The organism is Devosia sp. Root685 (genome assembly GCF_001427875.1).
GTDB lineage: Bacteria > Pseudomonadota > Alphaproteobacteria > Rhizobiales > Devosiaceae > Devosia.
In genome coordinates, this window is sequence record NZ_LMHK01000004.1 from 376,278 (window position 1) to 402,596 (window position 26,319).

22 protein-coding genes are annotated in these 26,319 nt (G+C 61.7%); 18 read left to right on the top strand and 4 right to left on the bottom strand.

The window, feature by feature from the left end; all coding sequences use genetic code 11:
• The first annotated feature begins 24 nt into the window (after positions 1-24).
• Together gshB and ASD83_RS19300 are read left to right on the top strand one after the other, a co-directional pair.
• Complete coding sequence (gshB, locus tag ASD83_RS19295) at positions 25-969, top strand: glutathione synthase (protein ID WP_056314013.1); 945 nt, start codon at positions 25-27, stop codon at positions 967-969.
• A gap of 63 nt (positions 970-1,032) precedes the next feature.
• Positions 1,033-1,665, top strand: coding sequence for a MarC family protein (locus ASD83_RS19300; protein ID WP_056314072.1), 633 nt, complete (start codon positions 1,033-1,035; stop codon positions 1,663-1,665).
• A 1-nt stretch (position 1,666) separates the two neighbouring features.
• Here the strand turns inward: ASD83_RS19300 and ASD83_RS19305 are convergent, their stop codons facing one another.
• Positions 1,667-2,509 carry a GH25 family lysozyme gene (locus ASD83_RS19305; protein WP_056314014.1) on the bottom strand — a complete coding sequence of 281 codons (843 nt, stop codon included), beginning with the start codon at positions 2,507-2,509 and terminating at the stop codon, positions 1,667-1,669.
• Between the two features lie 179 nt (positions 2,510-2,688).
• Here ASD83_RS19305 and ASD83_RS19310 point away from each other — a divergent pair, with 179 nt between their 5' ends.
• The 3 genes from ASD83_RS19310 to ASD83_RS19320 are packed head-to-tail and all read left to right on the top strand — an operon-like array spanning position 2,689 to position 5,351.
• On the top strand, positions 2,689-4,215 hold the full coding sequence (locus ASD83_RS19310; RefSeq protein ID WP_056314016.1) for a YifB family Mg chelatase-like AAA ATPase: 1,527 nt from the start codon (positions 2,689-2,691) through the stop codon (positions 4,213-4,215).
• Positions 4,216-4,236: 21 nt separating this feature from the next.
• Entirely contained in the window at positions 4,237-4,689 is a 453-nt protein-coding gene (locus ASD83_RS19315; RefSeq protein ID WP_056314018.1) for an NUDIX domain-containing protein, read from the top strand.
• Positions 4,690-4,697: 8 nt separating this feature from the next.
• Positions 4,698-5,351 carry a DUF1294 domain-containing protein gene (locus ASD83_RS19320; RefSeq protein ID WP_056314020.1) on the top strand — a complete coding sequence of 218 codons (654 nt, stop codon included), beginning with the start codon at positions 4,698-4,700 and terminating at the stop codon, positions 5,349-5,351.
• Between the two features lie 33 nt (positions 5,352-5,384).
• On the opposite strand, the gene ASD83_RS19325 is transcribed toward ASD83_RS19320, so the two are convergent.
• Complete coding sequence (locus ASD83_RS19325) at positions 5,385-6,092, bottom strand: helix-turn-helix transcriptional regulator (RefSeq protein WP_056314022.1); 708 nt, start codon at positions 6,090-6,092, stop codon at positions 5,385-5,387.
• A gap of 166 nt (positions 6,093-6,258) precedes the next feature.
• Positions 6,259-7,269 carry an aldose epimerase family protein gene (locus ASD83_RS19330; protein WP_056314024.1) on the bottom strand — a complete coding sequence of 337 codons (1,011 nt, stop codon included), beginning with the start codon at positions 7,267-7,269 and terminating at the stop codon, positions 6,259-6,261.
• A gap of 133 nt (positions 7,270-7,402) precedes the next feature.
• Between ASD83_RS19330 and ASD83_RS19335 the strand changes: the two genes are divergently transcribed.
• The 12 genes from ASD83_RS19335 to ASD83_RS19390 all read left to right on the top strand — a co-directional run bounded on the left by ASD83_RS19335 (position 7,403) and on the right by ASD83_RS19390 (position 24,930).
• On the top strand, positions 7,403-8,446 hold the full coding sequence (locus ASD83_RS19335; RefSeq protein ID WP_162249196.1) for a LacI family DNA-binding transcriptional regulator: 1,044 nt from the start codon (positions 7,403-7,405) through the stop codon (positions 8,444-8,446).
• Positions 8,447-8,611: 165 nt separating this feature from the next.
• Positions 8,612-10,075, top strand: coding sequence for a xylulokinase (gene xylB / locus ASD83_RS19340; RefSeq protein WP_056314028.1), 1,464 nt, complete (start codon positions 8,612-8,614; stop codon positions 10,073-10,075).
• Positions 10,072-11,379: a xylose isomerase gene (xylA, locus tag ASD83_RS19345; RefSeq protein ID WP_056314030.1), complete on the top strand. Its 1,308-nt coding sequence runs from the start codon at positions 10,072-10,074 to the stop codon at positions 11,377-11,379. The genes xylB and xylA overlap by 4 nt, the downstream gene beginning before the upstream one ends.
• Entirely contained in the window at positions 11,379-11,822 is a 444-nt protein-coding gene (locus tag ASD83_RS19350) for a GNAT family N-acetyltransferase (RefSeq protein ID WP_056314033.1), read from the top strand. The genes xylA and ASD83_RS19350 overlap by 1 nt, the downstream gene beginning before the upstream one ends.
• Before the next feature lie 9 nt (positions 11,823-11,831).
• Complete coding sequence (locus ASD83_RS19355; RefSeq protein ID WP_056314034.1) at positions 11,832-13,463, top strand: glycoside hydrolase family 43 protein; 1,632 nt, start codon at positions 11,832-11,834, stop codon at positions 13,461-13,463.
• A gap of 497 nt (positions 13,464-13,960) precedes the next feature.
• A complete protein-coding gene (locus ASD83_RS19360; RefSeq protein ID WP_056314035.1) occupies positions 13,961-15,232 on the top strand; it encodes an O-acetylhomoserine aminocarboxypropyltransferase/cysteine synthase family protein in 1,272 nt (423 codons plus the stop codon).
• A 138-nt stretch (positions 15,233-15,370) separates the two neighbouring features.
• Positions 15,371-16,195 (top strand): DUF2189 domain-containing protein, encoded by an 825-nt coding sequence (locus ASD83_RS19365; protein WP_056314036.1) that lies wholly within the window; start codon positions 15,371-15,373, stop codon positions 16,193-16,195.
• A gap of 90 nt (positions 16,196-16,285) precedes the next feature.
• Positions 16,286-19,000 (top strand): DNA mismatch repair protein MutS, encoded by a 2,715-nt coding sequence (gene mutS, locus ASD83_RS19370; protein WP_056314037.1) that lies wholly within the window; start codon positions 16,286-16,288, stop codon positions 18,998-19,000.
• Complete coding sequence (locus ASD83_RS19375) at positions 18,981-21,776, top strand: [protein-PII] uridylyltransferase (protein ID WP_056314038.1); 2,796 nt, start codon at positions 18,981-18,983, stop codon at positions 21,774-21,776. Before mutS ends, ASD83_RS19375 begins: the two co-directional genes overlap by 20 nt.
• A gap of 9 nt (positions 21,777-21,785) precedes the next feature.
• Positions 21,786-23,348: a murein biosynthesis integral membrane protein MurJ gene (gene murJ, locus ASD83_RS19380; RefSeq protein ID WP_056314039.1), complete on the top strand. Its 1,563-nt coding sequence runs from the start codon at positions 21,786-21,788 to the stop codon at positions 23,346-23,348.
• Positions 23,349-23,414: 66 nt separating this feature from the next.
• Positions 23,415-24,446 (top strand): tryptophan--tRNA ligase, encoded by a 1,032-nt coding sequence (trpS, locus tag ASD83_RS19385; protein WP_056314040.1) that lies wholly within the window; start codon positions 23,415-23,417, stop codon positions 24,444-24,446.
• A 13-nt stretch (positions 24,447-24,459) separates the two neighbouring features.
• A complete protein-coding gene (locus ASD83_RS19390) occupies positions 24,460-24,930 on the top strand; it encodes a universal stress protein (protein WP_056314041.1) in 471 nt (156 codons plus the stop codon).
• A 135-nt stretch (positions 24,931-25,065) separates the two neighbouring features.
• Here ASD83_RS19390 and ASD83_RS19395 read toward each other — a convergent pair whose 3' ends face one another.
• Positions 25,066-25,362: a DUF3817 domain-containing protein gene (locus tag ASD83_RS19395; RefSeq protein ID WP_056314042.1), complete on the bottom strand. Its 297-nt coding sequence runs from the start codon at positions 25,360-25,362 to the stop codon at positions 25,066-25,068.
• Positions 25,363-25,482: 120 nt separating this feature from the next.
• Between ASD83_RS19395 and ASD83_RS19400 the strand changes: the two genes are divergently transcribed.
• Positions 25,483-26,049 carry a NifU family protein gene (locus tag ASD83_RS19400; protein WP_056314043.1) on the top strand — a complete coding sequence of 189 codons (567 nt, stop codon included), beginning with the start codon at positions 25,483-25,485 and terminating at the stop codon, positions 26,047-26,049.
• The last annotated feature ends 270 nt before the right edge of the window (positions 26,050-26,319 follow it).

The window sequence follows — 26,319 nt, forward strand, 5'->3', positions numbered from 1 at the left end:
TCAAACACTCTGAAAAGGGCCAAAATGTCGCTCAAAGTCGCCGTCCAGATGGACCACGTTTCCACCATCAATCCGCGCGGCGATTCGACCTTCGCCATGATGCTAGAGGCCCAGGCCCGCGGCCATGAACTGCTCCATTATACCGCCAATACCCTGTCGCTGCGCGATAACGTCGTCACCGCACTGGTCCAGCCGATCACGGTGAAAGACGCCGAAAAGGGCGAACACTTTAGCCTTGGCGAAGCCAGGCGCCAGGATCTCTCGACCCAGGATGTCATCCTGATGCGTCAGGATCCGCCCTTTGATATGAATTACATCACCATCACGCATATCCTCGAGCGTCTGCACCCCAAGACGCTGGTGGTGAACCCGCCCGCCGCCGTGCGCAATGCGCCGGAAAAAATCCTCGTGACCGATTTCCCCGAATTGATGCCGCCGACGCTGGTGACGCGCGACCGGGCTGAAATCCACGCCTTCCGCCGGGAACACGGCAATATCATCGTCAAGCCGCTCTACGGCAATGGCGGCGCCGGCGTCTTCTTCATCCAGGAAGGCGACCACAATCTCAATTCGCTGATTGAACTGTTCGAGCAGAACTATCCCGAGCCGTTCATGATCCAAAAGTACCTTCCGGATGTGCGCAAGGGCGACAAGCGCATCATCATCATCGACGGCGAACCCATTGCCGGCCTCAATCGCATCCCGGCCGAAGGCGAAGCCCGCTCCAACATGCATGTCGGGGGCCGCCCGGAACTCTCCCCGCTCACCGAGCGCGAAAAACAAATCTGCGCTGCGATTGCACCTGCTCTCAAAGAGCGCGACATGATTTTCGTCGGCATCGACGTCATCGGCGACTACCTCACCGAGATCAACGTCACCTCCCCCACTGGCATTCGCGAAATCAAGCGCTTCGGCGGCCCCGACATCGCCGTCCTCATCTGGGACGCCATCGAAAAGCGCCGCGTCTAGGCAAACCTTGGCGACACCCCGCAAATCCCGTAAGTGTCAGCTTTGGGTTTTGCGGGGGCGTTCGTGGATACTTCGGCTTTTCTCGTCGCCTTCGCGACGCTTTTTGCGACCGTTGGCGTCGCCGACATCGCCTTCATCTTCGCCGCGCTCACCAAGGATAATACCCCCGCTCAGCGTCGCACCTTTGCGACCCGCGGCGTTATCATCGCGCTGCTGATCCTGTTGTTCTTTGCCTTCCTCGGCAATGCCATCCTCGATGTCTTCGGCATCACCATTCCGGCCCTGCGTACCGCGGGCGGCGTGCTGCTCCTTTTGATCGCCATCGACATGGTCTTTGCCCGCCATTCGGGCGGCACCGGCACGACCGACGAGGAAGAAAGCGAAGCGCGCCACGCTCAGGATATTTCGGTCTTTCCGCTCGCCATGCCGCTGCTGGCCGGCCCCGGTGCCATCAGCGCCGTTATCCTGCTCACGACCGGCGCGCGTACCGATGCCGAATTCTGGCTGGTGATCGCGGCCATCGTGGTCATTTTGGCGCTGGCCTGGCTGACGCTCCTCGTCGCCATCCCGATCCAGCGCCTCCTCGGCCTTACCGGTCTTTCGGTCGTGTCCCGCGTCGTCGGCATTCTGCTCGCCGCGCTGGCCGTGCAGTTCGTCTTCGACGGCATCAAGGCGTCGGGCCTGTTGGGCGGCTAACCTATTTGGCGAACTGACAGCGTCCCGTGGCCGACAGCGCGGCAATCGCACGCGGATCGCAACCGGTGGAGAGGAACATCAGCCAGTCATTGGTCGAGCCGTAAAAGACGTTCCGGTCCACTTCGCCACGCACCCCCGGCACCACGCCTGTTTGAGTATACTGCCAAAAAGTCCAAGGCCGGTTTTCGTAGCGTTCATGCGGCTCTGCGGCGGTCGAGCGCAGCCAGAACGTGTTGGGAAAATACTCGCCCGAAAGAACATCGCGGTGGAAATTCATGTCGGTATAGATGATCGGCAGCTTGCCGGTATGGCGCTCCATCACTTCGAGCATCAGCCGGATTTTTTCGAGCGCATCCGCCCTGTTCGGCTTCACCTTGCAGCTCGAATGATTGTTCCATTCGAGGTCGAGTACCGGCGGCAGGGCGCTGGGATCGGCCGGCACGTTTTGCACGAACCAGTTGGCCTGTTCCGAGGCCAGCGAGCACCAGGTCATGAAATGATAGGCCCCGCGCGGCATGCCGGCATCCCTGGCGCGCTCCCAGTTCACGCGGAAATTGGGGTCGACATAATCTTTGCCTTCGGTCGCTTTCATGAAGACGAAATGGGTGCCCGCCGCCCGCGCCTTGGCGAAATCCACATTTTCCTGATAGCGCGCCACGTCAATGCCCTGCACCGGCATGGTCCGCGCCCGATCGACTGCCTTGTGCGGACGATTGTCGCCCGGAATGGCACCATAAAGCCCGCCGCCGGTGGCGCAGGCCGCCAGGGCCGTCACCGCCAGGCCCATCACGGCATTGCGCAACAGGGTGGAAAAAGCGGCGGGCAAACGGAAGGCGCGGGCCATCAATACACTCGGAACACAAAGACAAACTGAGCCTTTGATTCAACATGGCGCGGTTAATGGATGTTTAGGGTAACCAATGTGGCAGCATGCATGGTTAATAGACCATTCTTTGTTCGCTCTCCGTTCTTGACTCGGCTCTTCCTTCTGTTAGCGTTGAGAGGGGTTTGGGGGCATTCCACATGGTGACGCGCGTCGCGACGGTGGCGTTCCAGGGCATCGAGGCTGTGCCGGTCGATGTGCAGGTGCAAATTGCGCCGGGCCATCCCAAATTCCTGCTTGTCGGCCTGCCCGACAAAGCGGTTAAGGAATCGAGCGAGCGCGTCCGCGCCGCCCTCGTCGCCTCAGGCCTCGGCCTCCCGCCAAAACGCATCACCATCAATCTTGCCCCTGCCGATCTCCCGAAAGAAGGCAGTCACTATGATCTGCCGATTGCCCTTGGCCTGATGGCCGCCATGGGCGCCATTCCCCAAGATGCGATCGATCGCTATCTTGTGCTGGGCGAATTGGGTCTTGATGGACGCCTCGCCCATGTCGGCGGCGTGCTCCCCGCCGCCATTGCCGCCGCCTCGCGCGATCTCGGCATCATCTGCCCCACCGCCTCCGGCCCCGAAGCCGCCTGGGCCGGCGACGAAATCGACATTGTCGCCGCCGATAGTCTCCTCGCCCTCGTCAATCATCTCGTCGGCCGGCAATTGCAGGCGCGGCCAAAACCCGCCCGGCAATTGATCGATGCCTCCGCCCTGCCCGATCTTGCCGATGTCCGCGGCCAGACCATTGCCCGCCGCGCTTTGGAAGTCGCTGCCGCTGGTGGTCACAATCTCCTCTTCGTCGGCCCTCCCGGCGCCGGAAAATCCATGCTGGCGGCCCGCCTGCCCTCGATTCTTCCCCCGCTCAGTGCCCGCGAATTGCTCGATGTGTCGATGATCCAGTCGATCGCGGGCGAGCTGGCCGGTGGCGCCCTCTCTGATCGCCGCCCGTTTCGCGCGCCGCACCATTCCGCTTCCATGGCGGCTTTGGTCGGCGGTGGCCTCAAAGTGCGGCCGGGCGAAGCGACCCTGGCGCATAATGGCGTGCTCTTCCTCGACGAACTCCCCGAATTTGGTCCCAGCGTCCTCGACAGTCTCCGCCAACCGCTCGAAAGCGGGGAGACCGTAATCGCCCGCGCCAATGCCAGGGTGACATATCCCAGCCGCTTCCAGCTCATCGCCGCCATGAACCCCTGCAAATGCGGCATGGCGGGCACCCCGGGCCATATCTGCAAGCGCGGCAATGCCTGCGCCGCCGATTATCAGGCCCGCGTCTCCGGCCCCTTCCTCGATCGCATCGATATTCGCATCGATGTGCCTGCCGTTTCCGCCAGTGACATGATTGGCGCCGCCGGCTCAGCCGAACCCTCGTCCGCAGTGGCCCAACGCGTTGCCGCCGCCCGCGAACGCCAGCGCCAGCGTTATGAGGCAGCCGGTGTGCCCGATATCCTCACCAATGCGTCAGCCGGCGCCACCCTGATCGAAAAACTGGTGCAGCCCGACCGGGAGAGCCAGACCCTGCTCCTGCAGGCCGCCGAGCGTTTCAATCTCTCGGCCCGCGCCTATCACCGGGTCCTCAAAGTCGCCCGCACGCTTGCCGATCTCGCCGGCGTCGATAAGGTGGCCCGGCCCCATATCGCCGAGGCCCTGAGCTACCGCCTCAATTTCGGCGCCGCCTGATTTTCGGAGTCTTTTGTTCCCATGCAGCACCGCATCTCCGCCGGCGTCCTCGCCTTGCGCGACCAAAAAATCCTGCTCGTGCGCCATTTTCGTCCGGGCGTGCACGATTTCTGGGCCGGGCCCGGCGGCGGGGCCGAGCGGGCCGAAGAGCTCTGGCAAACAGCCGAGCGCGAAGCCTTTGAGGAAACCGGCCTGCGCGTCACGGCGCGCTCCATGGCCTATATCGATGAACTGGTCGACGATTGGGGCCGCATCGTCAAATTCTGGTTCTTGGCCGATTATGTCTCGGGCGAAATCGACGTCTCAGCCAACCCCGCGGAAGGCGAAAGCATCACCGAGGCCGGCTGGTTCTCGCGCGAAAACCTGCCGCAAGACCATGTTTTTCCAGAAATTTTGCGCGACCGCTTCTGGGACGATCTGAAGACGGGATTTTCCAGTCCGGTAAAACTCCCCCTACGCCAATCGATCTTTTAGGAAAAAAAATGGTGCGGCGCGGCGAGCTGGTGCAGTGGAATGACAGTCGTGGCTTCGGTTTTATCCTCGGCGATGATGGTGAGCGCTACTTCGTCCACATCTCCAATATCAGCCGTATCGCCACGCGACCGCGCACCGGCGATCTGGTCACTTTTGCGCTGAAAAAGGGGGTGGATGGACGGCTGCAAGCCCGCTCGGTTGCCATTCTCGGGGCCAATCCCAAGCCCACGCTGGCGCAGATGCGGCGCGGCGCCGAGTTGCACACCCGTTCAACCTGGCGGTTGCCATTCGCGGGATTTCTGGCTTTTCTGATCGTGCTCGGCGCCGCGCTTGGTCATTTGCCCTGGTTCCTTGCCGGCCTCTATGCCGCCGTCGGCATCGTGTCTTTCGCAGCCTATGGTAGTGACAAGCGATCGGCCGAAAGCGGGCAATGGCGCATCAGCGAAGTGACCTTGTTAGGCGTGGACCTTTGTTTTGGTGTTCTGGGCGGCTTGATCGGCCAGGAGATTTTCCGGCACAAGACGCGCAAGGACGGCTACGTCCTCACCACAATGCTCATTGCCGGCGTGCATTTGCTCTGGATTGCCGGCTTTGCTCTCGGTCTTATCCGGGCCGGCGACCTGGCGGGCTTGTTCGCTAAACTGACCAGCCCCCTCCGCTAGACAAGGCTCGGTGTTTCACGTGAATCCGTCCGGTTACGCCTCGCCCTCGTGATACCGGCGATCGCGCACCCAACTGTCTCGCCATTCGCGCTCCAGCGCCGCTCGCCGCTTGCCATAGCGATCTTCGGTGATGACCAGATTGACGATCCGGTCCGTCCGAAAATTGCGAAAATCCTGCCGCAGCAGGCACCAGGCGGCAATGGTCTGCTTGCCCTCGTAAAAGGCGAGGCCCACCGGCCAGAGGGTCCGAGAAGTCGCCCGCCCCTGCTCGTCTTCATAGTCGATGGTGACCGCTCGCTCCTGGCGCATGGCGAGGCGAATGTCGCCCAGCACCGGAATGGGCTTGCGCCCGCCCCAAATAGCCACCGGCCAGAGCGCGGTATCGCTGATCCTGTCACGAAGGTCTTCCGGCGACGCAGTGGCGATTTTCGCCAGTGCATTGCGCGCCGCCGCGCCCAATCCATCGTCGGGCTGCGTCTCTACCCAGCGCGCGCCCAGCACCAGCGCCTCTAGCTCCTCGGGCGAAAACATCAGCGGCGGCAGGAAAAAGCCGGGTTTCAGCATATAGCCGATTCCCGCCTCGCCATCGATCGGCGCGCCGAGCCCGATAAGGGTCTGAATATCGCGATAAAGCGTGCGCACCGAAACGCCCTGCTCCTCGGCCAGGGCCGCAGCGGTGATCGGCCGGCGATGGCGCCTTAGGGCATCCATAATGGCAAAAAGCCGTTCGGTCTTGTCCATGCATTGCCCTCCCGCAAAGGCGAATCTGGTTGCCAGATTCTTATCCCTAAATCCATGCCTAAACATGAATTTTGTTCATGTTTTGATCTTATTTTTGACAATGAAAAAGGCCGCATGATCCTGTCCCGATCACGCGGCCCAAAAATGTCAGGCCAAGTCAGCAGGTTCAGGCGATTTCGATATCGCACCAATGGCTATAGGGGCGTTCGGGCGTGTGGATGATATTGGGGAAGTGCGGATTGTGCAGCGCGTCCGCAAAATTCTGGTCTTCGAGGCAGAAGCCGGCATGCTTGCCGTAGCGCTTGCCATTGAGCCCCGGCACCGGAATATCGGTCCAGACGCTATTGTAGACTTGCACGCCCGGTCGGTCCGACCAAATTTTCAGCGTCAGATCCTTAGCGGGCGAAACAACCGTAGCAATGGAATCGGAATGCTTGCGGCCAGTGTCGAGCGCCATGCCGATGTCATAATCGACCGGCGCGCCATTGGCGTCGCGCATGGTGCGCGGCTGGCGAAGATCGTATTGTGTGCCGCGCGAGGGTAGAATGGCGCCGGTCGGCGCCAGATCGTCGCCGAGCAGCGTATAGGCGCTCGAATTGACCTGGATCGTGTGGTCGAGCACGTTGTCGCTGGTGCCCAGATTAAAATACTGGTGCTGCACAAGGCTGATCGGCGTCGCCCGGTCGGTCGTGGCTGTCAGTTCCAGCCGAAGCTTGTTTCCATGCAGGCTGTAAGTGGCGGCAAAATTGACATTGCCCGGAAAACCCATGGCGCCATCGGGCGAGAAATGGGTGAAGCGCACGGCATTGTTGGCGCTGTCGGCCTGGCCGGACCAGACCTGACGGCCCAGCCCCTCTTCGCCGCCATGCAGCTGCAATTCGCCGGCATTGGGCGGCAGCTTGTAGGTCACGCCATCGATCTCGAAGCTGGCGCCCTTGATCCGGTTGGCGACGCGTCCGGCAAGCGAGCCGAAATGCGGGCTGTGTAGGGGATAGGCGTCAAAATTATCAAAGCCGAGCACGACGCTGCGCTCGCCCCCGGCAACCGGCACGCGCCAATCGCGCACGGCCACGCCATAGCCGATGATATCGACGCTGACGCCGGTATCGCTGACCAGCCTGAACTGATCGACGCGCTTGCCGCCATGCTCGCCAAAGGTCGAAACGTCGATGCCCATAGACAATCCCCTCAACTCTGTCGGGGCGGAGCTTTAACGCTATTTGCCCATGCGGGGCAACGGCGCTCTTGACCTTTTGGGGCGCTCCGCAAACTGTGCGACGGAACAAGAAGAAACCGCGGCGGGGGATAGTGTGAGTGATGAAGCGGCCCGGCGGCGGGTAACGGTGCATGATGTGGCGCGCGCAGCCGGCGTGTCTCTGGCGACGGTCGATCGCGTTCTCAATGGGCGCCCCGGCGTGCGTTCGGCTACCGCCGAAAAGGTCGAAGAGGCGATCAAGACGCTGGGTTTCTCGCGTGATCTCAATGCCTCGCTGATGGCCCGCTCCCGCGATCTCAGCGTGGTTTTCTTCATCCCCGATGGCTCCAACGAGTTCATGGACGCTCTGGCCGAGGCCGTCTCCCGCCGCGCCGGCCCGGCTTTGTCCGATCGCATGCATTTGAGCACCCAGCGCATCCGCGCCCTCGATACCGGCGCGCTCGCTGCTGGTCTCGATGCGCTCGATCCCCGAAGCTGCGACTGCGCCGTGATAGTCACCTCCGAAGAGCCCGATATTCTGGCCGCCGTCGAAGCGGCCACCCGCCGCGGCATTGCCGTTATGACCCTGGTTTCGGATCTTCCCGGCTCCAATCGCCGCCATTTCATCGGCATCGACAATGTCGCCGCCGGCCGCACTGCCGCCTCCCTCCTCGGCCGTTTCTTGCCTCAGGGCGGCACCGTCGCCGTCATCGCCGGCTCCCTGCATCTGCGCGATCACCTCGAACGCCTCGAAGGTTTTCGTCAGATTCTATCCGCTGACTTTTCCACCATCGACCTCCTCGGCCCGTTCGAAGGTCATGACGAGCGCCAGGAAACCGAGGCCCTCGTTGCAAACCTGCTGGCCGAAAACCCAAAACTTTCCGGCATTTACAATCTCGGCGCCGGCAATGCCGGCCTCGTTTCCGCCCTCAAAATTTCTGGCCGCGCCGGCAATCTCCGCGTTATCGCCCACGAATTGACCGCCCCCACCCGCGAGGGCCTGCGTAACGGGGCCGTGGATGTGGTGCTGGACCAGAACCCGGATGGCGAAATCCGCGAGGCTATCGCGGCCGCTCGCGCCCTCGCTTTGGGTACCAGCCGCACTGTCGCCACCGACCCCATTGAAATTGGCATTTTCCTGCGCGACAATCTCAGGTAAGTGAGGGGCGACCCGGAGGGGGAAAACGATCCAGTGGATCGTTTTTAAGCAACGAACGCCCTGAGCCATGCGAAGGGCTAGCCAATTCCAAAGAGGGCGGGCCCGGAAACACGGGCAGGAGGACGATCCGTTGATGAGCTTTCCCAATATTGAGGTACGTGCCTCATGACCTATCTCGGCATTGATATCGGCACATCAGGCGTAAAAGCGCTGCTCATCGACGAGCACGGCCGCGCCCTCGGCGAGGCCTCCGCGCCCGCCGTCGAGCCGGTGCGCCCCCATCCCGGCTGGTCCGAGCAAAACCCGACCGATTGGTGGACGGCAACGCTCGCCGCCGTGGACAAGCTGAAAACTTCGCACCCGGCCGAACTGAGTGCGGTCCGCGGCATTGGCCTCTCAGGCCACATGCATGGCGCAACGCTGCTGGGCAAAAACGACGAAGTACTGCGCCCCTGCATCCTCTGGAACGATGGCCGCTCCGCCGCCGAATGTCTCGAAATGGAAGCCGCGCTCCCAACCCTGCGCCAGCTGTCGGGCAATATCGCCATGCCCGGTTTTACGGCGCCCAAAATCGCCTGGGTCCGCAAGCACGAGCCGGCGATCTACGACAAAATCGCCAAAGTCCTGCTGCCCAAGGCTTACGTCCGGCTGCTGCTCACCGGCGAACACGTCGAGGACATGTCCGACGCCGCCGGCACGCTCTGGCTCGATGTCGCCAAACGCGACTGGTCCGACGATCTCCTCGCCGTCACCGGCCTCACCCGCGATCACATGCCGCGCCTCGTTGAAGGCTCCGCGCCATCGGCGCAGCTCAAGCGCGAATTCGCGCAGCGCTGGGGCATGGATGGCGCCGTCATCGTTGCCGGTGGCGCCGGCGACAACGCCGCCGCCGCCTGCGGTATTGGCGCTATTCGTCCCGGCGAGGGTTTTGTCTCCCTCGGCACCTCGGGCGTGCTCTTCGTCTCCAACGAGCGCTTCAGCCCCAATACGGCAGGCGCCGTCCACGCTTTCTGCCACGCCATCCCGGACACCTGGCACCAGATGGGCGTCATCCTCTCGGCCACCGATTCGCTGAATTGGCTGAGCCGCATCACCGGCAAAAAGCAGGCCGAGCTTTCCCAAGAAGCCGAAGCCCAATTTACCGGCCCGGGCGAAGCGATCTTCCTGCCCTATCTCTCGGGTGAGCGCACGCCGCACAACAATGCCGGCGCCCGCGGCTCCTTCACCGGTCTCTCCCAGTCGACCGACACCGCCCAGATGGCCCAGGCCGTCATGGAGGGCGTCACCTTCGCCATGCGCGATTGCCAGCGCGTTCTCGCCGATGCCGGCACCAAGATCGACCGCCTGCTCGCCGTCGGCGGCGGCTCGAAATCGGCGCTGTGGCTCAAAATGCTGGCGACCAATCTCGACATGGAAATCGCCCTCCCCGAAGACGGCGATTTCGGTGGCGCGCTCGGCGCCGCCCGTCTCGGCCTCTGCGCCGCCGAGGGTGCAAAGCCCGCCGACGTCATGGCCATGCCGCCGATAAAAACCACCATCGCGCCCGACAAAACCCTGTCGGCCGCCTATTCCGACCAATATGCGCGATACCGCGCGCTCTATCCCGCCATCGAGGAGGCACGTCAGTGACTGATTTTTTCAAGGGCATCAGCCAGGTTAAATACGAAGGGCCGAACAGCAAGAACGCCCTCGCCTATCGCCACTACAACAAGGACGAGATCGTCGCCGGCAAGCGGATGGAAGACCATATCCGTCCCGCCGTCGCCTATTGGCACACCTTTGCCCAGGAAGGCGGCGACCCCTTTGGCGGCCGGACCTTTGATCGTCCCTGGTTCGACAAGGGTCTTGAAGGCGCCAAGCTCAAGGCCGACGTAGCCTTTGAATTCCTGAACCTGCTCGATGTCCCCTTCTTTGCCTTCCACGACGCCGATATCGCCCCCGAAGGCGCAACGCTCGCCGAAAGCAACAAGAACGTCCGCGTCATCGGCGATATCTTTGCCAAAAAGATGCAGGAGACCGGCAAGAAACTCCTCTGGGGGACGGCCAATCTCTTCTCCAACCGCCGCTATATGGCTGGTGCCGCGACCAATCCCGATCCCGCGATCTTCGCCTATGCCGCCGGCCAGGTGCAGAACGTGCTCGAACTGACCCACGAACTGGGCGGCGAAAACTATGTGCTCTGGGGCGGCCGCGAAGGCTATGAAACCCTCCTCAACACCAAGATCGGCCAGGAACAGGACCAGATGGCCCGCTTCCTGACGCTGGTCATCGAGCATGCCGACAAGATCGGCTTCAAGGGCCAGATCCTGATCGAACCCAAGCCGCAAGAACCCTCCAAGCACCAATACGACTACGATGTCGCCACCGTTTATGGCTTCTTGCAGAAGTACGGCCTCGAAAAGCGGGTGAAGTGCAATATCGAGGTCGGCCACGCCTTCCTCGCCGGTCACTCCTTCGAGCACGAACTCGCCGTCGCTTCTTCGCTCGGCATGCTCGGCTCGGTCGATGCCAATCGCAACGATCTGCAATCGGGCTGGGATACCGACCATTTCCCCAATAATGCCGGCGAAATGGCCCTGGCCTTCTATTATATCCTCAAGCAGGGGGGCCTCGGCCAGGGCGGCTTCAATTTTGACGCAAAGGTGCGTCGCCAGTCGCTCGATCCGGCCGATCTGCTCCATGGTCACGTCGGCGGCCTCGATACCCTCGCGCGCGGTCTCAAGGGCGCAGCCGCGCTCATCGAAGACGGCGAATTCGACAAGCTGCTCGATGATCGCTATGCCGGGTGGGACAATGGCCTTGGCAAGGACATCCTCGGCGGCAAGCTGAGCCTGGCTGATATCGCCGCCAAGGTTCACGCCGAAGGCATCAACCCGCAGCCGCGCTCTGGCCGCCAGGAATATCTCGAAAACCTGGTCAACCGGTTCGTCTGATGATCCGGCTGATCGAGCCCACCGACCGGGAAGCGTGGACACAATTGTGGAAGGCCTATCTGGCCTTCTACGAAACCGTCCTCCCCGACGAGGTCTATGCCTCGACCTGGTCGCGCCTGCTCGATCCCAATGAACCCACCTGGGGCGCTTTTGCGCTCCAGGATGGCGTGCCGGTTGGGCTGGTGCACTGGATTTTCCACCGCCACAACTGGACCATCGCCGATACTTGCTACCTACAAGACCTCTTCGTCGCGCCTGAGGGCCGCGGCACGGGCCTTGGCAGCGCGCTGATCGATCACGTGGCCGCGGACGCCACGGCCAAGGGCAGTTCGCGCCTCTATTGGCTCACCCACGAATCCAATGCTACGGCGCGCGCCCTCTACGACAAGGTCGCGCAGCGCTCAGGCTTCATTCAATACCGGCGGAACCTGCCGGCTTCCTAGGATTTTGCGATGCCGCAACTGACAAATCCCATCCTCCCCGGCTTCAATCCCGACCCCTCCATTCTCCGCGTCGGCGACGATTACTATATCGCCACCTCGACCTTCGAGTGGTTCCCCGGCGTGCAGATCCATCACTCGAAGGATCTCGCCAATTGGGACCTTCTCACCCGCCCGCTGACCCGCAAAAGCCAGCTCGACATGCGCGGCGATCCCGACAGCTGCGGCGTCTGGGCCCCCTGTCTGACGCATGACGGCGAAAAGTTCTGGCTCGTCTATACCGATGTCAAAAGGAAGGACGGCTCCTTCAAGGACGCGCACAATTACATCGTCTGGGCCGAGAAGATCGAAGGCCCCTGGTCCGACCCGATCTATGTCAATTCCTCAGGCTTTGACCCCTCCTTGTTCCATGATGACGACGGCAAGAAGTGGTTCGTCAACATGCTCTGGGACCACCGCACCCGCCCGCTCAAATTCGCCGGCATTGCCCTCCAGGAATTTGACCCCAAAGCCGGAAAACTGGTCGGTCCGGTAAAAAACATCTACAAGGGCACCGACCTGAAACTGGTCGAAGGCCCGCATCTCTATAAGCGAAACGGTTGGTATTACCTGCTCACCGCCGAAGGCGGCACGGCCTATGACCATGCCTGCACCTTTGCCCGCTCGCGAAACCTCGACGGCCCCTACGAAACCCATCCCGACAAGCACATTCTGACCTCCAAGGACGCCCCGCTCGCGGCCCTCCAGCGCGCCGGCCATGGCGATATCGTCGAAACGCCGGATGGAAAAACCTATCTCGTGCATCTCACAGGCCGCCCCACCACTCAGGAGCGCCGCTGCGTCCTCGGCCGCGAAACGGCCATCCAGGAAGCTTTTTGGGGCGAAGATGACTGGCTCTATGTGAAAAACGGCCCCGTCCCCTCGCTCCACGTCGAAGTGCCCGGCACTCGTGACGAAGCCAAATATTGGGCCGAACAGCGCTACACCTTTGAAAACGGCATGCCGCTCGATTTCCAGTGGCTCCGCACACCCGAGACCGAGCGGATTTTCTCGACCGAAACCGGAAAACTCCGTTTGTTCGGCCGCGAATCCATCGGCTCCTGGTTCGAACAGGCCTTGGTCGCCCGCCGCCAGCAGCATTTTTCCTATGACGCGGAAACCGTGGTCGATTTCAAAACCACCGACGAGCGCACCATGGCGGGGCTGACAGCCTATTACAGCCGCTACAATTTTTTCTATCTCGCGGTAACCGCCCACTCCGACGGCCAGCGCGAACTCCTGCTCATGACCTCGGAAATGAGCTGGCCCGACGGCAATATGCGCTTCCCTTCTGAGCCGGTGCAGATCCCGAATGAAGGCAAGATCAAACTCGCCCTCACCATTCGCGGCAAGAAGCTGCAATTCTTCTACGCTCTTGAAGGTGAGGAATTGCGGCCCATCGGCCCGGTGCTCGACGCCTCGATCCTCTCGGACGAATGCGGTGGCCATCAAGCCCATGGCAGCTTTACGGGCGCCTTCGTCGGCGTCGCCGCCCACGACCTCAACGGCACCGCCGGCCCCGCCACCTTCGACTATTTTGTCTATCGCCCCCAGCACGATCCTTCGGATCGCTACGAGGTGGATAGCCTTCTCGGCAAGGCGTAGTAACTGTTAGGCGCGCGGTTCGTCACCTCTCCCCCCAAAGGGAGAGGTGACGGCCCCCCAATCTATCCAATCTTATCCCCGCCCCCAATTATGCCTTCATAATACCCCCATCCAACCTCGCGCGGACGGTCTGCAGACGACAGTGGCGAGGGGGCCCGGCAGGGGATCGTCTCCCATGCACGTTCGGGGCTGGCCCGCTTGCGACGAGCGATCAAAAGCCGCCGATAGTTCCATGCGAAAAAAGAGCACTCCGGAGCGGTATCCGCTTCACTTACTAAAACACATCGAGGCGAATGCCGCTCCGGGGTCCGTCCAACACCAAAGAGAATCCCGCAGCAAAAGCTGGCGGGAGCACAGTGCTATGGCGTCATAGAACGCTTGCCCCCAAACCTTTCCAAAAATTCTCAAACCAATAGAACGGCTTATCCCAGCCGCGACTTGTTTTTTCGTTGGCCGGCGCCGACTCTGGCCCCGCGTGGACCAAGAGGAGCAACCACATGAAATTAGAATCGATCGCCCTGCATCACGGGTATGAATCCGAGGCCACCACCAAGGCTGCAGCCGTGCCGCTCTACCAGACGACATCCTATACCTTCGACAATACCCAGCACGGCGCCGATCTCTTCGATCTGAAAGTTGCGGGCAATATTTATACCCGCATCATGAACCCCACGACCGCCGTGCTCGAAGCGCGCGTTGCCGAGCTTGAAGGCGGCATTGCCGGCCTCGCCCTTGCCTCGGGCATGGCGGCGATCACCTACGCCATCCAGACCATCGCCGGCGTCGGCGACAATATCGTCTCCATCGCCCAGCTTTATGGCGGCACCTACAATCTCTTCGTCCATTCCTTCCCGCGTCAGGGCATCGAAGCCCGCCTCGTCGCCCATGACGATTACGACGGCTTTGAAAAGGCCATCGACGACAAGACCAAGGCCGTCTTCCTTGAATCCATCGGCAACCCGGCCGGCAATGTCGTCGACATCGAGAGGATTGCCGAAATCGCTCATCGCCATGGCATCCCGGTCATCGTCGACAATACCGTGGCGACCCCGTACCTGACCCGCCCCTTCGATTTCGGTGCCGATATCGTCGTTCATTCGCTAACGAAGTATATCGGCGGCCATGGTACCTCCATCGGCGGCATCATCGTCGATAGCGGCAAATTCGACTGGAAGGCCAATGCCAAGCGCTTCCCGGTCCTCAACGAGCCCGATCCATCCTATCACGGCGTCGTCTATACCGAGGCGCTGGGGCCGGCGGCCTATATCGGCCGCGCCCGCGTCGTGCCGCTGCGCAATACCGGCGCGGCGATTTCCCCGTTCAACGCCTTCCAGATTCTACAGGGCCTCGAAACCCTCGGCCTCCGCATCGAACGCCACTCGGAAAATGCCCTCAAGGTTGCGAACTATTTGAAGAGCCATCCCAAGGTGGAATGGGTCAATTATGCCGGCCTGCCGGACAGTCCCTACAATGCGGTGGCCAAGAAGATCTCGAAAGGCTCCGGCTCGGGCATCCTGTCCTTCGGGATTCAAGGCGGCAAGGAAGCGGGCGGCCGCTTCATCGACGCGCTCGAAATGATCCTGCGCCTCGTCAATATCGGCGATGCAAAGTCTCTCGCCTGCCATCCTGCCTCGACCACCCATCGCCAGCTCTCGCCCGAAGAACTGAAAAAGGCCGGCGTCTCGGAAGACCTCGTGCGCATCTCGGTCGGCATCGAGCATATCGACGACATCATCGCCGATATCGAACAGGCCCTCGCCAAGGCGTGATCACAATTTTCCGGCGTGGGGCGACAAGCTTCCGCGCCGGGCGTAGGCTTTATTCGTTAGCGGTCGCAGGGTCTGCGTCTCGCGCCGGTTATGCGCAATTCGCGTCTCTGCGGCTTCCTTGCACGAGGAGGTAATGCCATGGCCCATATGCACGTCATGACCGGCGCCGGCGACAAGCTGGATATGCCCGTCATCCAATCCATCACTCTTGCCGATCTGATGCTGGCCCTCCGGCGCGGTGCCGAGGACTTTTGGGCCAAGCCCAGCCACTATGTCGTGCTGATGCTGATCTATCCCATCATCGGCATCGTCCTCACCGTCTGGATGAACGGCTTTTATACTTGGCCCCTGCTCTATCCGCTGATCGGCGGCTTTGCCTTGATCGGCCCGGTCGCCGCCCTGCCGCTCTACGAAATCTCCCGGCGGCGCGAAATGGGCGAAGACCCGTCCTGGCGCGATGCCGTCAACGTCATCCGCTCCCCCGCCATCGGCAGCATTCTTGCCATCGGCGCCATGCTCTTCGTGCTCTTCACCCTCTGGCTCACCAGCGCCCAGGCCCTCTATGAAAGTCTCTTCGGCTCCGCGCCCCCGCAAAGCTTTCAGGGTCTCTTCACCCAGGTCTTTGCCGAACCCGGCGGCATGACGCTGGCGATCATTGGCACAGCCATCGGCGCCTGTTTCGCGCTCGTCGTGCTTTGCACCTCCGTCGTCGCCTTCCCGCTGCTGCTCGATCGCGATGTCGGCGCCTATGTGGCGGTCGAAACCTCGTTCCGGGCCGTCATGCGCAATCTTATCCCCATGCTCGCCTGGGGTATTATCGTCGGGGTGTCGGTCTTTGTTGGAGCTCTTACCTTGTTTGTGGGTCTCGCGGTCATCCTGCCCATTCTCGGCCATGCCACCTGGCATCTTTATCGGCGCACGGTGGCCTCTGCCTCGATGATCCGTGACATGCCGCACGCATAAACAGTTCTGCAAACCCAAAGCGAAGGAGTTGGCTTCTTAACCTCAAGGTCCTAATCTCGGTCTTTCCCTTGCCCCGAATTAGCCGAGCTCATGGACCAAACCCCTTTCGAGGCCCAGAACAGCGCCGCCACGGCGGTGCTGACGCCGATGATGGCGCAGTATTTCGAGATCAAGGCGGTCAATCCGGGCTATCTGCTGTTCTATCGCATGGGCGATTTTTACGAGCTCTTCTTCGAAGACGCCGAAATCGCCAGCGCCGCTCTGGGCATCGTTCTCACCAAGCGCGGCAAGCACCTGGGCGAAGATATCGGCATGTGTGGTGTGCCCATCCATGCGGCGAACGATTATCTCAACAAGCTGATCCGGCTAGGCCATCGCGTCGCTATCTGCGAGCAGATCGAAGACCCGGCCGAAGCCAAGAAGCGCGGCTCCAAATCGGTCGTCAAACGTGACGTCGTTCGCCTAGTCACCCCGGGCACCCTGACCGAGGATGATCACCTCGACGCCCGCTCGGCCAACTATCTAGCCGCCCTCGCCATGGTGCGCCACGGCGAAACCGATTTCGCCCTGGCCTGGGCCGACATCTCCACTGGCGAAACCTTCGTCGCCGACCTGCCCGTCGACCGCCTCGCCGACGAATTGGCCCGCATCGCCCCGGCCGAACTTTTGCTCACCGATGCCACGCGGCAGCTACTTGTCGAAAAACATCTCTTCGCCCCGGCATGGACCGCCATCGCTTCCTCGATCGCCCCCGAAGCCGCCGATAGCGAAACCGCCCTCCAACTCCTGCGCCGCACTTTTCCGGCCGATCTTTTCGATCCCACCGCCCTCTCCCGCGCCGGCCGCTCCGCCATGGGCGCCCTCGTCGCCTATGTCGACCAGAGCCAGAAGGGCCGCACCGCCCCGCTCCGTGCCCCGATCCTGCAAGCGAGCGACGCGGTTCTCGCCATCGACGCCGCCACCCGCTCGAGCCTTGAAATCCTCCAGACCCAGCGCGGCCAGGCCAAAGGCTCGCTCCGCCAATCGATCGACCTGACGGTGACCGCCCCTGGCGCCCGTCTCCTCGCCAGCCGCCTCGCCGCGCCCCTCCGCGATGCCCGCGCCATCAACGACCGCCTCGATGCCGTCGAACGCCTCGTCGGCGATCCTCTGCTCCGCGCTCGCCTCCGCGCCGATCTCAAATCCGCTCCCGATCTGGCCCGCGCCCTCTCCCGCCTCTCGCTCGAACGCGGCGGTCCACGCGATCTGGCTGCTATCGGCCGGGCGGTTGCCGCAGCGCTGGAACTCGCCGCCGATCTCGGCAGTCAACCAGACCTGCCAAATGTCCTGTCGCACCTGACAAAAACCCTGGGCGCTGCTCCGCTTGCCTTGGCCTCCGAACTCGGCCTCGCGCTCGACGATGAACTGCCACTCTTTTCCCGCGACGGCGGCTTTGTCCGCGCTGCCTACGATGGCAAGCTCGACGAGGAACGCGCGCTCGGCTCCGAAACCCGCGCCGTCGTCGCCGCCTTGCAGGCTCGCCTGATGGACGAGACCGATGTCCGGTCCCTCAAAATCAAGCACAATGGCGTCCTCGGCTACTTCGTCGAAGTCCCGGCCAGCCATGGCCAAAAACTGCTGGAGTCGCCGCATCGGGAAATCTTCATCCATCGCCAGACGCTGGCCAACGCCATGCGTTTTACGACGACGGAACTCGCCGAACTCGAAGGTCGCATCGCCAAGGCGCACGAATCAGCGCTCGAAATCGAACTGCGCATCTTCACCCAACTGCGCGAGGACGTGCTTGCTCGCACCGGCGAATTGCAGGGTCTCGCCGACGCTCTGGCCGAACTCGACGTGTCAGCCGCTCTCGCCGAAGTGTCCGCCACCCGCTTTTATTGTCGCCCCCAGGTCGATGACAGCCTTGCTTTCGCCATTGTCGGCGGGCGCCATCCGGTCGTGGAACAAATGGTGCGGGCCGAAGGCCAGAGTTTTGTGGCCAATGACGCCGATCTCTCAGGCAGTGATGATGTCGGCGGCGGCAAACTCTGGCTGGTCACCGGCCCCAATATGGGCGGTAAATCGACCTTCCTCCGCCAGAACGCCCTCATCGCCATTCTCGCGCAGATGGGCTGTTTCGTGCCGGCCGAAAGTGCCCATATCGGCGTCGTCGACCGTCTCTTCTCCCGCGTCGGTGCATCAGACGACATCGCCCATGGCCGCTCGACCTTCATGGTCGAAATGGTCGAAACCGCGGCCATCCTCAATCGCGCCACGCGCCACTCGCTGGTCGTGCTCGACGAAATCGGCCGCGGCACCGCGACTTTCGATGGTCTCTCCATTGCCTGGGCGTCGGTGGAAGCCCTTCACGAAACCACCGGCTGCCGCGCGCTTTTTGCGACCCATTTCCACGAACTGACCAGCCTTGCCAAAACCCTCAGCCGCGTCGCCAATGTGACGATGAAGGTGCGCGAATGGGAAGGCGAAGTCGTCTTCCTCCACGAAGTCGGACCCGGTGCTGCCGATCGCTCCTATGGCATTCAGGTGGCCCGGCTTGCCGGTCTTCCCGATCCGGTCATCAACCGCGCCAAACAGGTGCTTGATGTGCTCGAACAACGCTCGGCCGGCACCGCCTCTTCCAGCCAGAAAGCCAGCGTGCTAGACGATTTGCCGCTCTTTGCCCATCAGCCTGCCCCGGCAGTAAAGAGCAAGGATCCCATTCACGAAGCGCTCGATGCCGTCCGCCCCGACGATATGACGCCCAAACAAGCCATCGAAGCGCTCTACGAATTGAAGAAATTACGCGATGACGCTCGTCGACGCTGAAGCCAAGCCGCGCAAAGCGCATTTCGCCCTCAAGACCGCGGACACCCTTCTCGTCGAACTCGACGCGCTGGTGGGCGACCAACCCGCCAAATCCCCGGCGGCCCGCACTGCCGTCCTTGCCCATATGCGCCACACGCTGGCCGAGGCGAGGATAGATGCCGAGGCCGAACTGCTCGCCACCAACAAAGGCACGCGTTGCGCGCAAAACCTTTGTTCGGCCGAAGACGAGATCATCACCGCCGTCTATCTTTTCGCGACCACCCGCGTTTACCCGGTGGACAATCCCTCCGGCGCCGAGGCCATCGCGCTCTCGGCCGTTGGCGGCTATGGCCGCGGCACGCTGGCGCCGGGCTCCGACATCGATCTCCTCTTCATCCTGCCCTATAAGCAGACCCCCTGGGGCGAGCAGGTCACCGAATATATCCTCTATATGCTCTGGGACCTCGGTCAGAAGGTCGGCCACGCCGTCCGCTCGGTCGATGAATGTATCCGCATGGCCCGCGCCGACATGACCGTGCGCACCGCAACGCTCGAAGCGCGCTTTCTTACCGGCGACAAGTCGCTGTTCGACAACCTCGTAAAACGCTTTGAAACCGAGATCATGCCCAAGACGGGCCCGGAATTCATTGCTGCAAAGATGGCCGAGCGCGATGAGCGGCACCGGCAGATGGGCAATACCCGCTATGTCGTCGAGCCCAATATCAAGGACGGCAAGGGCGGGCTGCGCGATCTCAACACGCTGTTCTGGATCGGCAAATATTTTTATCAGGTGAAAACCAGCCACGAACTGGTCGCCAAGGGCGTTCTTACGGATGCCGAATATCGCCTGTTTCAGCGCGCCGAGGATTTTCTCTGGGCCGTCCGCTGCCACCTCCATTTCGTCACCCATCGTGCCGAAGAGAAGCTGACTTTTGACGTGCAGCCCGACCTCGCCCGCCGCATGGGTTATGCCGAGCGTATCGGTATGCTCGGTGTCGAGCGCTTCATGAAGCGCTATTTCCTCGTCGCCAAGGATGTGGGCGATTTGACCCGCATCATCTGCGCCAGCCTCGAATTCCGCCATGCCAAGGATATGGATCTGGTTGGCCGGGTGCTGGCGCCCTTCCGTGCCGGCAAGACCAAGATCAAGGGCGAAACCGATTTCGTCATCGACACCGGCCGCCTCAATGTCGCGACCCCGGATGCCTTCGAAAGGGATCCGGTCAATCTGATAAAAATGTTCATGGTGGCCGGACGCGAGGAGCTGCTGTTCCACCCCGACGCCATCAAGCATATCCGCGACAGCCTCAGCCTTATCGACAACAAGCTCAGGAACGATCCCAAGGCCAATAGCTATTTCCTGACCATTCTGACGAGCCCGCTCTATGTCGAGCGGATCCTGCGCCAGATGAACGAGAGCGGCGTGCTCGGCAAATTCGTGCCCGATTTCGGCAAGATCGTCGCACTGATGCAGTTCAACATGTATCACCACTATACGGTGGACGAGCACCTGATCCGCGCCGTCGGCTGCATGGCCGACATCGCCAATGGCGGGCTGCGTCAGGAACTGCCGCTGACGCACGAATTGCTGCCGCAGCTCAATGACACGCGGCTGCTCTATGTCGCCCTCTTTCTCCACGATATCGCCAAGGGCCGGCCCGAAGATCATTCCATTGCCGGCGCGCGTCTCGCCAAAAAGCTCTGTCCGCGCTTCGGCCTCAATGCCGCCGAGACCGACACCGTCGCCTGGCTGATCGAATATCACCTCCTCATGAGTGAAATCGCCCAGGCTCGCGATATTCAGGACCCTGAAACGGCAAAGGCCTTTGCCGATGTGGTGCAATCGCCGCAGCGCCTGGCCCTGCTGATGATCCTCACCGCCTGCGATATCCGCGCCGTGGGTCCCGGCACCTGGACCGGCTGGAAAGGCTCCCTCCTCCGCGCGCTCTACTACGCGACCGAGCCGCTGCTGTCCGGCGGGCATAGCCAGGTCAGCCAATCCGACCGCGTGCAGGCCGCGAAGGATGCTTTGGGCGAAGCGCTGGTCAAATGGGAACCGGCCGAGGTGGAGACCTATGCCGCGCGTCACTACGACCATTATTGGCTGCGCGCCGAGCCCGAATTGCAGATCGAACACGCCCGCATGATCCGCCAGGCCGACGAGGCCAATCAGCCCTTCGCCGGTTCGATCCGCGTAAAGGCTTTTGAGGGCATTACCGAGGTCAGCTTCTATACACCCGACCACCCGCGCCTGCTCTCGCTGATCGCCGGCGCCTGCACCATGCAGGATGCCTCCATTATCGGAGCCCAGATTTTTTCGACCCGCGACGGCCGCGCCATCGACACTTTCAGGCTGCGTCGCTCCTTCACCTCGGACGAGGATGAAAAGGTCCGTGCCACTCGTATTATCGACACGGTCAAGCAGCTCCTGCAGGGCAAGCGCACTGTGCTGATCGATTTGGGCAAGGAATCGCGCCACAACAAGCGGCTGAAGCCCTTTGCTCTCCCGGCCCAGGTTTCGGTCTCCAATGCCATCTCGGAAAAGTTTACCGTCATCGAGGTTTCCGGCCTCGACCGCATCGGTCTTCTCTATGCGTTGACCCGCGAAATCTCTGATCTCAATTTGACCATCGGTTCCGCCCATATCGGCACCTATGGCGAAAAGGCCGTTGACGTTTTTTACGTCACAGACCTGACGGGCCAGAAGATTCACGTGAAACAGCGGCAGCGCAAAATCTATGGCGCGCTGATGGATGTGTTTGAACGCCCCGAGGAGAAGAAGGCGGCGAATGGCTGATCTGCCTCTTTGAGCCTCTTCCGCAATTTCTTCTCGGTCGGCGCCTGGACGCTGGTCAGCCGGGTCTTTGGGCTTGTCCGTGATGCGCTGATGGCTGCCGTTCTGGGCGTCGGCCCGGCGGCCGACGCGTTCAACGCCGCCTTCCGCTTCCCCAATCTCTTCCGCCGGCTCTTTGCCGAGGGCGCCTTCAATACCGCTTTCGTGCCGATGTTCTCGGGCGCACTGGAGCAGCAGGGCGATGACGGCGCTAAACTGCTCGCCTCCAAGATCATGAGCTGGCTCGTCGCCATGCTGGTCGTGGTGACCATCGTGGTCGAAATCTTCATGCCGCAGATCATGATCGCTTTCGTCCCCGGCTTCGTGGACGATAGCCAAAAATTCGATCTGACCGTCATGCTGACGCGGATCATGTTCCCCTATCTCGCCTGCATGTCGCTGATGGCTGCCTATGGGGCCATTCTCAATTCGCTGGGCCGCTTTTTTGCAGCCGCCTTTGCCCCGGTGCTGCTCAATATCGTCAATATCGCCGCGCTGGTTCCGCTGGCCACCTTCTGGCTGCAGGAGCCGGAAAGCGCCACGTTCTGGGTCGCCATCGCCACCATGCTCGGCGGCATTGCCCAGCTCTGGCTCGTTTGGGTAGCGATCGAACGCACTGGCTTCCGGCCCGATTTCCGCCTGCCCCGCTTCGATCCGGAAGTGCGGCGTTTCTGGGTGTTGGCCATCCCGGCCATCCTCACCGGCGGCATTACCCAGATCAATATTTTCGTCGGCACCATCATTGCGTCGGGCGCCGACAGCGCCATTTCCATCCTCTCCTATGCCGACCGGCTCTACCAATTGCCGCTCGGCATTATCGGCATCGCCATCGGCACGGTGCTGCTGCCTGAGCTCAGCCGGCACCTCAAGGGCGGTCGCAAGGCCGATGCACTGGCGAGCCAGGAACAGTCCCTGTTCATCGCCATGCTGCTCACCATGCCGGCCGCCGCGGCCCTCATCGGCATGGCCGAGCCGATCGTGCGTCTGCTGTTCGAGCGCGGTGCGTTCGATGCTTTGGCGACGAAGCAAACAGCCGAAGCGCTGGTCGCCTTCTCCACGGGCCTCCCTGCCTATGTGCTGATCCGCGTCCTGCAGCCGGGATTTTTCGCTCGTGAAGACACGGTCACGCCGACCATTTTTGCCGGTATCAGTGTCGCTGCCAATATCGGCATTTCGCTTTGGCTGTTCCCAAGCATGCTTCATGTCGGCATTGCCATTGCGACGGCCGTCTCGTCCTGGATCAATGTCGTGCTGCTGGCCGCCACGCTCGCCCTACGCGGGCATTTTTCCCTGCCGCGCAGCCAATGGTGGGGCCATATCATGATCGTCTTGATCAGCGCCGCCATGGGCCTGAGCCTGATGTTGCTGGCCGATCACGGCGCGCACCACATCGCTGCCGGCGCGCCGCTCTGGCGGCAGGCTTTGGTGGTCGGCGCGCTCATTGCCTATGGCGTCATCTTCTATTTTACCCTGATCCACGTCAGCGGCACGCAGCGCCTTGGAACGCTGCTGCGGCGTCTGCGCCGCTCCCGCTGATGGTTTCCAATCGGCTCGGCTCCGTATAGAACGGGGCCATCTGCCTATCATCCGCTCCTGGGACCCATGGCCTTTTCTCCTCGCGTTTTTTCCGGCATCCAGCCTTCCGGCGATCTGCATCTGGGCAATTATCTCGGCGCCATCCGCCGTTTCGTGCCCCTTCAGGACACGCATGAGACCCTCTATTGTGTGGTCGATATGCATGCGATCACCGTCTGGCAGGAGCCCAATGCCCTGCGCCGCGCTACGCGCGAAGTCGCTGCCGCTTTCATTGCTGCGGGCGTCGATCCCAAGCGCTCGATCGTCTTTAACCAGAGCCAGGTCATGCAGCATGCCGAGCTGGCCTGGGTGTTCAACTGCGTGGCCCGCATCGGCTGGATGAACCGCATGACGCAGTTCAAGGACAAGGCCGGCAAGAATTCCGAGAACGTTTCGCTTGGTCTGCTCGCCTATCCCTCGCTGATGGCTGCCGACATTCTGCTCTATAAGGCGACCGCCGTGCCGGTGGGCGACGATCAGAAGCAGCATCTGGAACTGACGCGCGACATCGCGGCAAAGTTCAACAATGACTATGCCGCCTCGATCGCCGAACAGGGTCTCGATCCCGATTTCTTCCCGATCACCGAGCCGCTGATCGCGGGCCCGGCGACGCGCATCATGTCCCTCCGCGATGGGACCAAGAAAATGAGCAAGTCGGATCCCTCCGACCAGTCGCGCATTTCTCTCCTCGATGATGCCGACGCCATTTCCAAGAAGATCAAGAAGGCGACGACCGACCCGGCCGAATTGCCGCTTGAGGTCGCGGACCTCAAGGAACGTCCGGAGGCCGATAACCTCGTTGGCATTTATGCCGCGCTCTCCGACAAGACCAAGGCCGAAGTTCTGGCGGAGTTCGGGGGCCATGGCTGGGGCAAGTTCAAGCCGGCTCTGGCTGATCTGGCCGTGGCCCAGCTCGCGCCGATGGCCGGGGAAATGCGCCGCCTGATCGACGATCCCACCACCATTGACGGCATTCTGCGCGACGGCGGTGAGCGGGCTGCGGCCTTGGCCGAAAAGACCATGCACGACGTTCGCCGCATCGTCGGTTTCATCCGCTAGTTCGGAGGCGCCTTTGTACGATACTGAATACAAACGTAAATTCCTTGTCGTCATCGATGAGACGGAAGAATGCGACCGCGCTTTGACCTTTGCCGCCTTTCGCACCAAGCGAACCGGCGGCACGGTCGTGCTCGTCACCGTGATCCCCAAGCCTGAATTCATCGGTATGGGCGTCGAAGACGTGTTGCGGGCCGAAGCGGTCGAGGAAGCCGAACGCAATCTCGACGAGCGTCTCGCCCGCATCAAGGAAATCGGCGATGTGCGGGCCGAATCGGTCATTCGCGAGGGCAATGGACCCGAACAGATCGAACAACTGATCGACAAGGACCACGGCATCGCCATTCTGGTGCTGGCGGCGTCCAAATCGACCGAGGGCCCCGGCCCGCTCGTCACCCACTTCGCGGCCCGCGCCAATGCCTTGCCGATCCCGCTGACCATCGTGCCCGGCCGGATGAGCGACGAAGAGATTATCGCGATCTGTTAGCGCCCCTTCGGGGCAAATCGCTCCGGTGGAGCGATTTGAGCTTAACAGGCCCGAAGAGCTACGCTCGCAGGGCGAGGTATCAGGCACGCCCTCGCCCTTCGAGGCTACGCTACGCTTCGCGCCTCAGGATGAGGTCTACTGGGAAGCCTCGGCCAGCTGCCTGCGCTTCAGGAACGGATCGTTGAGAAACGTCCCCAACGGAATAAACGCCGCCAGCGTCGTGCGCATCCACTCAAACCCCGAAAATCCCCTCCCCGGCAGGCAGATCGTCATTGCCAGAATATAGGCGATGAAGGCGACCCCGTGGATAAGTCCGATGGGCGGGACGAGATCGGGATAGCCGAACCAGTATTTGGCCGGCATGGCGAGACCGAACAGCAGGAGGGTTGTAATGCCTTCGGCGACGCCGATATATCTGAATAGAGCGATCATGATATGGTGCTAGCGCATACCAGCCATAGCGCGCCACGCGACAAAGCAGCGCAAATTGGGCTTGCGGCGATCCGCTCACTAATTTAGAAGCGTTCTAAGTCTACTCCACGGAGAGAGTTTATGTTCATCCAGACCGAAGCCACGCCCAATCCGGCGACGCTCAAATTCCTGCCCGGTCGCGATGTGCTGGTCGGCGAGCCGCGCGATTTCCGCAATGTCGATGCCGCCGAAGCCTCTCCGCTGGCCGCCAGCCTCTTTGGCATTTCCGGGGTCACCGGCGTTTTCCTCGGCTCCGATTTCATCTCGGTGACCAAGGATGACACCAACTGGGCCCATATCAAGCCGGCCATTCTCGGCGTGATCATGGATCACTTCCTCTCCGGTAAGCCGGTCATCGCCGAAGGTGGTGAAGTCGATACCGATTTTGCCGCCGGCGAAGAATTCTTCGAAGAAGAAGACAAGGAAATGGTCGAAGTCATCAAGGAACTGCTGGCGACGCGCGTGCGTCCCGCAGTGGCCATGGATGGCGGCGACATCATCTTCCGCGGTTTCAAGGAAGGCACCGTCTTCCTCCACATGCAGGGCGCCTGCTCGGGCTGCCCTTCTTCGACCGCGACCCTCAAGAGCGGTATCGAAAATCTCCTCCGTCACTTCGTGCCGGGCGTGGAATCGGTTCAGCAGGTCTGAACCCGGTTTCACCCGCACCCAAAAGTTAAGCAGCAAGCCAGGGGCCTCGATGAGCGATCATCGGGGCTTCTGACTTTTTGGAGTGTAGTGGGGTTTTGGGGGCCGGGGATTATTATTTGATTCACGACCACTAGGCCGTTTCACTGTGAGGCTGACTCTGGGGATTCCAGTTTTTGGTGAGTTGTGATTCAAGATTGATGCTGGATTGGAGGCCAGCATCGATGGCGGCACCTCTTTCGACTGATCTTCGTGAACGTGTTGTGGCTGCGG

Bases quoted from the DNA above. Each gene is read 5' to 3' on its own strand.
- xylB (WP_056314028.1), top strand. From the start codon at position 8,612: ATGACCTATCTCGGCATTGATATCGGCACATCAGGCGTAAAAGCGCTG.
- ASD83_RS19400 (WP_056314043.1), top strand. From the start codon at position 25,483: ATGTTCATCCAGACCGAAGCCACGCCCAATCCGGCGACGCTCAAATTC.
- trpS (WP_056314040.1), top strand. From the start codon at position 23,415: ATGGCCTTTTCTCCTCGCGTTTTTTCCGGCATCCAGCCTTCCGGCGAT.
- mutS (WP_056314037.1), top strand. From the start codon at position 16,286: ATGGACCAAACCCCTTTCGAGGCCCAGAACAGCGCCGCCACGGCGGTG.
- ASD83_RS19310 (WP_056314016.1), top strand. From the start codon at position 2,689: ATGGTGACGCGCGTCGCGACGGTGGCGTTCCAGGGCATCGAGGCTGTG.
- ASD83_RS19350 (WP_056314033.1), top strand. From the start codon at position 11,379: ATGATCCGGCTGATCGAGCCCACCGACCGGGAAGCGTGGACACAATTG.
- ASD83_RS19355 (WP_056314034.1), top strand. From the start codon at position 11,832: ATGCCGCAACTGACAAATCCCATCCTCCCCGGCTTCAATCCCGACCCC.
- ASD83_RS19375 (WP_056314038.1), top strand. From the start codon at position 18,981: ATGACGCTCGTCGACGCTGAAGCCAAGCCGCGCAAAGCGCATTTCGCC.
- ASD83_RS19360 (WP_056314035.1), top strand. From the start codon at position 13,961: ATGAAATTAGAATCGATCGCCCTGCATCACGGGTATGAATCCGAGGCC.
- ASD83_RS19325 (WP_056314022.1), bottom strand. From the start codon at position 6,092: ATGGACAAGACCGAACGGCTTTTTGCCATTATGGATGCCCTAAGGCGC.
- ASD83_RS19330 (WP_056314024.1), bottom strand. From the start codon at position 7,269: ATGGGCATCGACGTTTCGACCTTTGGCGAGCATGGCGGCAAGCGCGTC.
- gshB (WP_056314013.1), top strand. From the start codon at position 25: ATGTCGCTCAAAGTCGCCGTCCAGATGGACCACGTTTCCACCATCAAT.
- ASD83_RS19395 (WP_056314042.1), bottom strand. From the start codon at position 25,362: ATGATCGCTCTATTCAGATATATCGGCGTCGCCGAAGGCATTACAACC.
- ASD83_RS19320 (WP_056314020.1), top strand. From the start codon at position 4,698: ATGGTGCGGCGCGGCGAGCTGGTGCAGTGGAATGACAGTCGTGGCTTC.
- ASD83_RS19305 (WP_056314014.1), bottom strand. From the start codon at position 2,509: ATGGCCCGCGCCTTCCGTTTGCCCGCCGCTTTTTCCACCCTGTTGCGC.
- ASD83_RS19315 (WP_056314018.1), top strand. From the start codon at position 4,237: ATGCAGCACCGCATCTCCGCCGGCGTCCTCGCCTTGCGCGACCAAAAA.
- ASD83_RS19365 (WP_056314036.1), top strand. From the start codon at position 15,371: ATGGCCCATATGCACGTCATGACCGGCGCCGGCGACAAGCTGGATATG.